Source organism: Curtobacterium sp. MCPF17_001 (assembly GCF_003234615.1).
GTDB lineage: Bacteria > Actinomycetota > Actinomycetes > Actinomycetales > Microbacteriaceae > Curtobacterium.
The window spans coordinates 23,987-32,041 of the sequence record NZ_QKSL01000024.1; the positions used below are offsets into that span (position 1 = coordinate 23,987).

The 8,055-nt window shown below is 71.4% G+C and carries 6 protein-coding genes; 1 reads left to right on the forward strand and 5 read right to left on the reverse strand.

Annotated features, from left to right (window positions below; all coding sequences use genetic code 11):
* Positions 1-204: 204 nt before the first annotated feature.
* The 3 genes from dnaG to dusB form a co-directional block, all read right to left on the reverse strand.
* Entirely contained in the window at positions 205-2,148 is a 1,944-nt protein-coding gene (gene dnaG, locus DEJ24_RS15795; RefSeq protein ID WP_111079458.1) for a DNA primase, read from the reverse strand.
* A gap of 66 nt (positions 2,149-2,214) precedes the next feature.
* Positions 2,215-3,495, reverse strand: coding sequence for a deoxyguanosinetriphosphate triphosphohydrolase (locus DEJ24_RS15800; RefSeq protein WP_111079460.1), 1,281 nt, complete (start codon positions 3,493-3,495; stop codon positions 2,215-2,217).
* Positions 3,492-4,643 (reverse strand): tRNA dihydrouridine synthase DusB, encoded by a 1,152-nt coding sequence (gene dusB / locus DEJ24_RS15805; protein ID WP_111079462.1) that lies wholly within the window; start codon positions 4,641-4,643, stop codon positions 3,492-3,494. Before dusB ends, DEJ24_RS15800 begins: the two co-directional genes overlap by 4 nt.
* A gap of 47 nt (positions 4,644-4,690) precedes the next feature.
* Between dusB and DEJ24_RS15810 the strand changes: the two genes are divergently transcribed.
* A complete protein-coding gene (locus DEJ24_RS15810) occupies positions 4,691-5,179 on the forward strand; it encodes an aminoacyl-tRNA deacylase (protein WP_111079464.1) in 489 nt (162 codons plus the stop codon).
* 389 nt (positions 5,180-5,568) lie between these two features.
* Here DEJ24_RS15810 and DEJ24_RS15815 read toward each other — a convergent pair whose 3' ends face one another.
* Both DEJ24_RS15815 and DEJ24_RS15820 read right to left on the reverse strand, forming a co-directional pair.
* Positions 5,569-6,288: a DsbA family protein gene (locus tag DEJ24_RS15815; RefSeq protein WP_111079466.1), complete on the reverse strand. Its 720-nt coding sequence runs from the start codon at positions 6,286-6,288 to the stop codon at positions 5,569-5,571.
* 210 nt (positions 6,289-6,498) lie between these two features.
* On the reverse strand, positions 6,499-7,884 hold the full coding sequence (locus DEJ24_RS15820; protein WP_110903156.1) for a glycine--tRNA ligase: 1,386 nt from the start codon (positions 7,882-7,884) through the stop codon (positions 6,499-6,501).
* Between the last annotated feature and the right edge of the window lie 171 nt (positions 7,885-8,055).

Sequence of the window (8,055 nt, forward strand, 5' to 3'; positions counted from 1 at the left end):
CACCGGGGACCGATTGTTTACACCGCTGTAACGCAGGATCGCGCCTGCGAGCGCATGATCAGAGGCAGTGTGCCCGGCGCGGCGCGCAGCTTCCTTGCGCCCGGACGTCGACTGTTGCGTTGGGCAACTCCTCGGTTCCGCGGGGATCGCCGGCGTCCCGGGCGTACTCGACGCTCCTCGGCAGGGCGAGGCGCCGCGGTGCGTTCAGGCGCCGGGAGTGTCCGCGCGGAGCCGCATCCGCTGGGCGTCGAGGTCCATCAGCTGGCGCTGCACATCTGCCCGACGCTCCTGGTCGGACGGGTCGGTGCGCTGCAGTTGTCCGAGCAGCGATGCCTTCCGCGCGAGCAGGTCGCGTTCCACCAGGGCCACCACGATGCCGCGGCAGTAGATCGCCAGGTCCTCGTCCGAGCGGGCCGGGATCGGTGCGAGCGCGAGCTCCTGCACGAGGGAGCGGAACGGTGCCGGTACGTCGCCGAGCAGCTTTTCGAGCCACGCCCGGTCCCCCACCGCGTCGATGTTCGCGATGACGGCGTCGCGGACGACCGAGAGCATGCGCGCCGAGAACGTCGCCGACGCCGCCAGCGCGAGCAGTGGGACGCCGACGGACTGCGGCTGCTGCACCATCGCCATCACCGCGTCGCGCTCCATCCGCGCGATCGGGTCGTCCGGCAGCGACCGGATGCTCGCCTGCGGTTCCTCGGGCACGACCGGACCATCACCGTTGTGTCCGGAACCGTTCGTCCCGTTGCCGGAACCGTTCTGCCCGGCGCCGGACGCGCCTCCCGCACGAGAGCCCTGCCCGCCGTCCGCTGGACGCCGACGGACCGCGGCGACCGCACGGCGGACGTCCTCGATGTCCATCCCGAGCCACCCGGCGGTGTTCCGGATGTAGCCGTCGGCGAGTGCCCGGTCGCGGATGTCCGCGATGACGGGTGCGCACTCGCGGAGCCCACCGACCCGGCCCTCGACGGTGTCCAGGTCGTGGCCGTCGAGCCGGCGGCGGATCATGAACTCGAACATCGGGCGGCGGTTCTCCACCAGGCGGCGGATCGCGTCGTCCCCGCGGGCCAGACGGAGGTCGCACGGGTCGAGCCCGCCCGGGGCGACCGCGACGTACGTCTGCGAGGCGAACCGCTGCTCCTCGGCGAACGCGCGGGAGGCGGCGCGCTGCCCCGCCTCGTCCGGGTCGAACGTGAACACGATCTGCCCGAGCTGCGAGACGTGCTGTCCGGCGGAGTCGCCGAGCATCGGGCGGAGGACCTTGATGTGGTCGACGCCGAACGACGTGCCACAGGTGGCGACCGCGGTGGTGATGCCGGCGAGGTGGCACGCCATGACGTCGGTGTAGCCCTCGACGATGACGACCTGCTTGCCCTTCGCGATCTCCTTGCGGGCCAGGTCGAGCCCGTAGAGCACCTGGCTCTTGTGGTAGATCGGGGTCTCCGGCGTGTTGAGGTACTTCGGGCCCTTGTCGTCCTCGAGCAGGCGACGGGCACCGAAGCCGATCGTCGCCCCGGTGACGTCACGGATCGGCCACATCAGGCGTCCGCGGAACCGGTCGTACGGGGAGCGGTCACCCTGGCTGACGAGCCCGGCGGCGACGATCTCGTCGATGCTGAACCGCAGGCCGCGGAGGTGGTCCTTGAGCGCGTCGAACGACTTGGGGGCGAAGCCCACGCCGAAGTGCTGCGCCGCGGCCGGGTCGAAGCCGCGCTCCCCGAGGAACCGGCGTGCCGGCTCGGCGGCGGCCGTGGTCAGCTGTGCGGTGAAGAACGCCAGCGCGGCCTCGTTCGCCGCGATCAGCCGGGCCCGGGCGTTGTAGTCGGTGCGGGGGCCGTCGCCCTCTTCGTAGTGGAGCGTGAAGCCGATCTTCGCGGCCATCCGCTCGACGGCTTCCTGGAACGTCGTGTGGTCCTGCGACATCAGGAAGCTGAAGACGTCACCGTCCTCGCCGCAGCCGAAGCAGTGGTACCGGCCGACCTGGGGGCGGACGTGGAACGACGGGGTGCGCTCGTCGTGGAACGGGCACAGGCCCTTGAGTGAGCCGACGCCGGCGGACTTCAGCGTGACGTAGTCGCCCACGACGTCGGCGATGTTGACGCGCGCGCGGACCTCGTCGATGTCGTTCCGCGCGATCAGCCCTGCCACCCGACGATTCTAGTTCGGCGCGCCGACGACGACCGACCGGCGTGGACGGGGGTGGTCGGCGACGACTCAGACCGCGATGTGGACGGGCTCGCGCTCCCCCACGACCAGGCGCTTGTGCCACGCCAGGGCACCCTGGTCCGTGAGGCTGGCGACCTGGTCGACGACGGCGCGGAGCCGCCCGGCGTCGTCCCCGGCGGCGCGCCAGTCGGCGGCGAACCCGGGCTCGAGCGCCGAGTCCGCACGCGCGGCGATCGCGTCGAGCAACTCGGTCAGGATCCGTCGCTGGTCCTCGTAGACCGGCTGCCGGTCCCCCTGCGTCATCACGAACGCCGCGACGATGCCCTTGAGGACGGCGATCTCGCCGATGATCTCCGGCGGGGTGACCACGCTCGCCGCGAACCGGACGAGCGACCCGGAGGCGTACGCCTGCCGCGTGGCGGTCGTCGCGGTGCGGGCGAACCGGCCGATGAGCTGACTGGTCAGGTTCTTGAGACGGGCCTGGTCCTGCCGGGAGCCGTCGTAGGCGGTCATCCAGAGCGACATCCCACGCAGCCGGTCGAACGCCTCGAGCAGTTCGTCGCGGCTGAGGTCGTCGCCCACCCACGCGTGCATGGCGGTGACGATGTCGTTCTCACCGACCCGGTCCCCGAGCGCTGCGACGTCGATGAAGCCCGCGACCACGGCGTCCTCGAAGTCGTGCACCGAGTACGCGATGTCGTCGGAAAGGTCCATCACCTGGGCCTCGATGCAGCGCTGCCGACGGGGTGCGCCGGCGCGGAGCCAGGCGAACGCCTCGTGGTCGTCGTCGTAGAAGCCGAACTTCGTGCGCCCGGACGATGCTTCGCCGACGCCCTGGGATGCCGGCCACGGGTACTTGCAGCTGGCGTCGAGTGAGGCGCGCGTCAGGTTCAGTCCGTAGGCGCGTCCGTCGTCGCCGTAGACCTTCGGCTCGAGCCGGGTGAGCAGTCGGAGGGTCTGCGCGTTGCCCTCGAACCCGCCGATGCCGGCGGCCCAGGCGTTGACCGCGGTCTCGCCGTTGTGGCCGAACGGCGGGTGGCCGATGTCGTGCGCCAGGCATGCGGTGTCGACGACGTCCGGATCGAGCCCCAAGCTGTCCGCGAGCTCGCGCCCGACCTGGGCGACCTCGAGCGAGTGGGTCAAGCGGTTCCGGGCGAAGTCCAGGCCCGTCGTCGGACTGAGCACCTGGGTCTTCGCGGCCAGGCGTCGCAGCGCACTGGAGTGCAGCAGGCGGGCACGGTCACGGGCGAAGTCGCTCCGCCGGTTCCCGTGTTCCTCGGGGAACCAGCGGTCGGCGTCGGCCGGACCGTACGACGAGGTGGCGCTCATCCGCCGCTGTGGTGCATCTCGGCGGCGGCCAGGACCTTGCGGAACTCCGAGTCGACGTCGCGGCTCTCGAGCCAGCGGTCCGGCAGCGCGGTCCGCTTCGCGTGACCGGCACGACCACGCGGGCCCTCGACGTCGGCGCCGGGGTAGGGCGCGGTCCAGTCGAGCTGGCCGAGCAGGTCGTCGATCTCCTGCAGGCTGGAGGCCATCGCCAGGCCGGAGCGGACCTCGCCACCGATCGGGTAGCCCTTGAAGTACCAGGCCACGTGCTTCCGGATGTCCCGGCAACCGTGCTCTTCCGACTCGAAGAACTCGACGAGCAGCTCGGCGTGCCGACGGAAGGCGACCGCGACGTCGCCGAGGCTCGGCGCCGCACGGAGGTCCTCGCCACGGAACGCCGCCGCGAGGTCGCCGAACAACCACGGGCGGCCGAGGCACCCACGACCGACGACCACGCCGTCGCAGCCGGTCTCGTCGACCATCCGCAGGGCGTCGGCGGCCGACCAGATGTCCCCGTTGCCGAGGACCGGGATGTCGGTGATCGTCTCCTTGAGGGTCGCGATGGCCGACCAGTCGGCCTGCCCGGAGTAGTGCTCGTTGGCGGTGCGGGCGTGCAGCGCGACGCTCGCGACACCGGCGTCACGCGCGATGCGGGCGGCGTCGAGGTAGGTCAGGTGGTCGCCGTCGATGCCCTTGCGCATCTTCACGGTGACCGGGACGTCGCCTGCGGCCTTGACGGTCTTCGTGACGAGGTCACGGAACAGGTCGAGCTTCCACGGCAGCGCCGCTCCACCGCCCTTGCGCGTGACCTTCGGCACCGGGCACCCGAAGTTGAGGTCGATGTGGTCCGCGCGGTCTTCGCCGACCAGGATCGTGGCGGCTTCGGCGACGGTGTTCGGCTCGACGCCGTACAGCTGGATCGACCGCGGGGTCTCGGACTCGTGGTGCCGGATGAGCCGCATCGACTCGGGCGTCCGCTCGACCAGGGCACGGGACGTGATCATCTCGCACACGTACAACCCGGCGCCGTACTCACGGCAGAGGCGGCGGTACGCCATGTTCGTGATGCCGGCCATCGGGGCGAGCACGACGGGCGCATCGACCTGGATCGGGCCGATGCGCAGTGGTGCTGCTGCTTGTGTGATCGTCATACGACCTCCATTCTCCCACGTCGTCGCCCGCGGGTAGCGTTCTCCACATGACCGTTCCGGATGCCGTCACCCGCTTCGACTCCGACGCTGCCACCCGCGGCCTCGACGTGCAGGTCGTCGAACGACCCGCGGCCGACTCCCTCGAGGGCGCGGCGGCCCTGCTCGGCATCGACCCGGGCGACATCGTCAAGACGCTCGTGGTGAAGCGGCACGACGGCGGCTTCCTGCTCGCGCTCGTCCCCGGCGGCCGGAGCATCGCGTGGAAGAAGCTCCGCACGGTCGTCGGCGTGAACAAGCTCTCGATGCCCGATGCGGCGACCGCCCTCGATGCGAGCGGCTACGAGCGCGGCACCATCACCCCGATCGGGGCCACGGGTGACCTGCCGGTGTACGCGGACGAGCGGGTGCTCGGGCGACGGATCGCCCTCGGTGCCGGGCGGCACGGCGCGAGCGCCTTCGTCGACGGCGATGCCCTCGTCGCCGCCTACGGCGCGACGGTCGCCGACATCACCGACGAGGAACCCGTCCGCCCCTGACGGGCGTCGCGCAGCGCGCCGGTCGCGCCCCACTTGGCACGTCGCACCGGTCGCGCCCCACCGCGCGCGTCGCACCGATCGCCCACCTTTTGCGCATGTCGACGCGGACGGTGACGGCGGGCGTGGCACGGAGCGGGCCGCGGCGGCCCGTGTCGGCGGACGCCGTCAGTCCGGGACCTCGGACCAGTCCCCCTCGGCGCCCGGCACGAAGCACGAGTCGCCCTCGCAGACGGGAGCGCCGCCGGGTGTCACGAACGTCAGCAGGGCGGGTCGTCCCTCTCCCCACGAGCTCGGCCGCCCCGCCCCTTCGCGACGCGTCGGTACCGGCTCGCGTGAGCCCAGGCCGGCCGGGAGGCCCGACCCGTCCCCGGCAGCCACCCACGCGCCCGTCATCGGGTCGCCCCGGCATCCGCTGCCGCGTCGTCGTCGGCGCGCTGGGCTGCCTCGGCGACCTCCTGCGGCGTCGACTCGCGGAGCGCGACGACCTGGCGGAGGACCTGCTCGAACGCAGCCGGGTCCTGCGCGCCCGAGACGCCGTACTTGCCGTCGATCACGAAAAACGGCACGCCGTTGATGCCGTACGCCTGCGCCTGGGACTGGTCGGCGCGGACCGCGGCGAGCTGGCTGTCCTCGCGGAGGGTGGCGAGCACCTCGTCGCGGTCGATGCCGACCTCGGCGGCGAGGTCGGCCAGCGAGTCGTCCTGCCCGACGTGCTCGCCCCGCTCGAAGTACGCGGCGAAGAGGCGTTCGACCATCTCGAGCTGCTTGCCGTGCTGCTTGGCGAGGTGGATGACCTGGTGCGCCTTGACCGTGTTCGTGTGGCGGAGGGCGTCGTAGTCGTAGTGCAGGTCGACCTGGGCGGCGATGCCCGCGACCTGGTCGATCATCTGCTGCGCCTGCTGCACCGGCAGGCCCTTGTGCTGCGAGAGGAACTCGGCCTCGGTGCCCTCGAAGTCGACGGGGGTGTCCGGGCTGAGCTCGAAGGAGTGGTACTCGACCTCGACCGGGCCGCCGAAGGCGGAGACGCCCGCTTCGAACTTGCGCTTGCCGATGTAGCACCAGGGGCAGGCGATGTCCGACCAGACATCGACCTTCACGGAGTCGTCCATGCTGAGCCCAACGCGCGCCGGTGCCGCGCATTCCCGGCGGCACCGGCGGCACGGCGGCACGGCGACACGGCGACACGGCGACACGGCGTCGTCCGGCTGGGCACAACGGAAACCGCCCCGAGCCACGGGATCCCGTGGCGCGGGGCGGTTCCTGTTGGGCGAGTCCGACCGGCACCGCGCGGCCGGTACCGCGCGGCCGGGACCGGGCCGCTACGCGCCGAGCAGCCGCTCGGCCAGGAAGCCCTGCAGGCGGTCGAGGCCGACGCGCTCCTGGCCCATCGTGTCGCGCTCGCGCACCGTGACGGCCTTGTCCTCGAGCGTGTCGAAGTCGACCGTGATGCAGAACGGTGTGCCGATCTCGTCGTGGCGACGGTAGCGACGACCGATCGCGCCGGCGTCGTCGAAGTCCACGTTCCACGTCTTGCGCAGGTCGTCGGCCAGGCCGCGGGCGACCGGCGACAGCTGCTCGTTGCGGGACAGCGGCAGGACCGCGGCCTTCACGGGCGCCAGGCGCGGGTCCAGGCGCAGGACGGTGCGCTTGTCGACGCCGCCCTTCGCGTTCGGGGCCTCGTCCTCGTGGTAGGAGTCGAGCAGGAACGCCATGAGCGCACGGGTCAGGCCGAAGGACGGCTCGATGACGTACGGCACGTACTTCTCGTTCGCGGCCTGGTCGAAGTAGCGGAGGTCCTGCCCCGACGCCTCGATGTGGTTCTTCAGGTCGAAGTCGGTGCGGTTCGCGACGCCCATGAGCTCGCCCCACTCGGTGCCGGCGAACCCGAAGCGGTACTCGATGTCGGCGGTCGCGTCGGAGTAGTGCGCCCGCTCACCGTCCGGCACGTCGAAGCGGCGGAGGTTCTCCGGGTCGATGCCGAGGTCCGTGTAGAACGCGACGGCGTCGGCGATCCACTGCTCGTAGTGCTCCTGTGCCGAGGCCGGCGGGACGAAGTACTCGATCTCCATCTGCTCGAACTCACGCGTGCGGAAGATGAAGTTGCCCGGTGTGATCTCGTTGCGGAACGCCTTGCCGACCTGACCGATGCCGAACGGGGGCTTCATGCGGCTGGTCGTGACGACCTGCGCGAAGTCGACGAAGATGCCCTGGGCGGTCTCGGGGCGCAGGAAGTTCAGGCCCTCTTCCGACTCGACCGGGCCGAGGTAGGTCTTGAGCATGCCGCTGAACTCGCGGGGCTCGGTCCACTCGCCGCGGGTGCCACAGTTCGGGCAGGCGATCTCGGCCATGCCGCCCTCGGGCGCGCGGCCCTTCTTCGCTTCGAACGCCTCGAGCAGGTGGTCCTCGCGGAAGCGGTGGTGGCAGTGCAGGCACTCGACGAGCGGGTCGGTGAAGGTCGCGACGTGCCCGGAGGCCTCCCACACCTTGCGGGGCAGGATGACGGCGGAGTCCAAGCCGACCATGTCACCGCGGCCGCGGACGAACCGCTGCCACCACTGGCGCTTGATGTTCTCCTTGAGCTCCACACCGAGGGGCCCGTAGTCCCATGCGGAGCGGGATCCGCCGTAGATCTCCCCCGACTGGAAGACGAACCCACGGCGCTTGGCCAGGGCGATGACGCTGTCGAGACGGGAGGGCTGTGCCACGTGGAGCTCCTGTGTTCGCCGAGCTGGGTGCTCGGTGTTGCGGGCGGACCCGGCAATGCTAGCGGCCCGGGAGGCCCGTCCCGCCCCCGCCCGGACGGCTGCGGATCGCGTTCCACCTCTGGAACGACGAGGACGACGTGGGCGCCGTGGCGGCGGCGCTGGCGGGGGTGG

Bases quoted from the DNA above. Each gene is read 5' to 3' on its own strand.
- DEJ24_RS15800 (WP_111079460.1), bottom strand. From the start codon at position 3,495: ATGAGCGCCACCTCGTCGTACGGTCCGGCCGACGCCGACCGCTGGTTC.
- dusB (WP_111079462.1), bottom strand. From the start codon at position 4,643: ATGACGATCACACAAGCAGCAGCACCACTGCGCATCGGCCCGATCCAG.
- DEJ24_RS15810 (WP_111079464.1), top strand. From the start codon at position 4,691: ATGACCGTTCCGGATGCCGTCACCCGCTTCGACTCCGACGCTGCCACC.
- DEJ24_RS15815 (WP_111079466.1), bottom strand. From the start codon at position 6,288: ATGGACGACTCCGTGAAGGTCGATGTCTGGTCGGACATCGCCTGCCCC.